This is a genomic window from Parafrankia discariae, from assembly GCF_000373365.1.
Lineage (GTDB): Bacteria > Actinomycetota > Actinomycetes > Frankiales > Frankiaceae > Parafrankia > Parafrankia discariae.
In genome coordinates this window covers 1-1876 of record NZ_KB891187.1, presented here as the reverse complement: position 1 = coordinate 1876, position 1876 = coordinate 1, and the positions used below count along the sequence as shown (strand labels likewise).

2 protein-coding genes and 1 pseudogene are annotated in these 1876 nt (G+C 65.7%); all 3 read right to left on the bottom strand.

The genetic code is table 11. From position 1 onward, the window contains the following. Positions 1 to 170 precede the first annotated feature (170 nt). Positions 171 to 635 carry a universal stress protein gene (locus tag B056_RS0110215; protein WP_018501765.1) on the bottom strand — a complete coding sequence of 155 codons (465 nt, stop codon included), beginning with the start codon at positions 633 to 635 and terminating at the stop codon, positions 171 to 173. Positions 636 to 790: 155 nt separating this feature from the next. Further along, the gene (locus B056_RS0110210) at positions 791 to 1246 is read right to left on the bottom strand and encodes a nuclear transport factor 2 family protein (RefSeq protein WP_018501764.1); all 456 of its coding nucleotides are present in this window, start codon (positions 1244 to 1246) and stop codon (positions 791 to 793) included. Between the two features lie 99 nt (positions 1247 to 1345). Beyond that, positions 1346 to 1636: pseudogene (locus tag B056_RS40535) on the bottom strand (transposase); the annotation flags it as partial. Between the last annotated feature and the right edge of the window lie 240 nt (positions 1637 to 1876).

Genomic DNA, 1876 nt, shown 5'->3' with positions numbered 1-1876 from the left:
GCGTGGATCAACCAGCCACCAACGATCATCGAGACCGAGGAGGCGCTACCCACGAACCAAGCAGCCTGATGTCTCATCGGGATTGACAGGCTCCGGATCGACAAGTTCGGGCAGGTCGTCGACGTGCTGACCTGCGAGCATCGTGATCTGGCCGCGGCACGGCGGTTCTGCTACTCGTCCAGGTCTGTCGGAACGACCAGAACGGGCCGCTTCGCCCAGTCGACCACCCGATGGGAGACCGATCCGGTCAGCAGCCGCTCCAGGACGACCGCGCCGCCGTGCCGGGTGCCGATGACGATTGCGTAGGCGTCGACGCTGTCGGCCGCGGTGAGCAGGTGCGCCGCGGGATTCCCGGCCAGGACGTGCAACCGCCAGCGCACGTCGCTGCCCGCCAGTGTCCGTTCCACCAGCGTGCGGATCTCCCTGGCCTGGGCATCTTGGTCAGCCCTGAGGAACCGCTCGGACAGGTGCCGCCCGGGCACCGTGGAGACCATCGCGCGGATCTCGCCGCGGCTGAGGGTTTGGACGTGGACGACATCGAGTTCCGCGCCCAGCCGCCGCGAGAGGTCAGCCGCCCGGGCCAGGGCGGCGGGAGCCGCTTCCCGGGTGTCGACCCCGACAACGATGTGCCGCATACCCACAGGGTTTCCGCCAGCGGCCCGGTTAGTGCTGTGTCAGGCCACATTCGCCCTGGCAACGACCTGGCGTAGCTACTTGTCCTGTCTGGCTGCCAGGCGATCAAGCCGCATAATCGTTCAAAGCCCTACCTGTGAACGAAACCGGGGCACCTTTACAGTCGCTGGAGTACCGCCGGGTTGCCTTCACTCCAGATGCTGGTCAGCACGCGGTCGGTCAGCCGCCAGCCGTCAGGCGTGCGGCGCAGGCGGTCGTCGTAGCGGCCGGCCCCAAGGAAGAGTTCACCGTCGGGCAGGCCGCGACGGACGTGCTGGGCATGGTAGTAGCAAGTGTGCTCTGCCTCGTCGCCGTGGACCGTGATGACGTGATTGCCGTTGAGATGCTGGGTGGCATCAAGGTGTTCCAGGGCTGGCCTGATCCGGGCCACGATCGCCTGGGGGCCGTGTACCTGCTCCCCGGACGCTCGGTATTCCCATCGCGCATCCTCGGTGAACAACCCGCCGAGCGCTTCCCAGTCCCTGGTGTCCAGCGTCGTCGCGTAGGCGATAACCACATCAAGGATGGCTGCTCGGTCCACGAGCTCCCGCACGGTCCCCATGATCTCCGACATACAGGGAACCCTAACTTCGGCTCCCTCAGGTGAGCCGTCGGGGGTCACGTCCACGGGGGTGGTGTACAGAGAGTGACGCCGCGCGCTCCTGGTTGAAGGTTATGCGGTGAGCGCCCCGGGTGCCACACTGATCTCGGGTGTGTCGGAGTTCTTGTTCGTGGCGTCGATTTTCGCGAGGATTTCAAGGCCGAAGTAGCGGTGGGTTTCGATCCACTCGTCGTGTTGTTCGGCGAGGACGGCGCCGACGAGCCGTATGATGGCGTCACGGTCGGGGAAGATCCCGACGACGTCGGTGCGGTGGCGAATTTCCTTGTTCAGTCGTTCCGGCGGGTTGGACGACCAGATCTGCTTCCAGATTCCCCGCGGGTAGGTCGTGAACGCGAGCAGGTCCGTAGCTTGCGATCTGTAGGGCGTCCTGCGTGCCCGTGATCACGCGCTGGCGGTCATCGCGTGGCTCGTCATCCTCCTCCATGTGATCCTGCCTGCTCCGCGTCCATAGGGCGGAGTTGCCGCTATGGCGAACGGCCACGGGAGCCGGCGTCCGCGCGGATCGGCGGATCTTGCGGCAGGCATGCCGAATCAATCTCAGTGCCTGTCCTGAATCTTGGTTGTGTGGGCCGCATGTGGCCC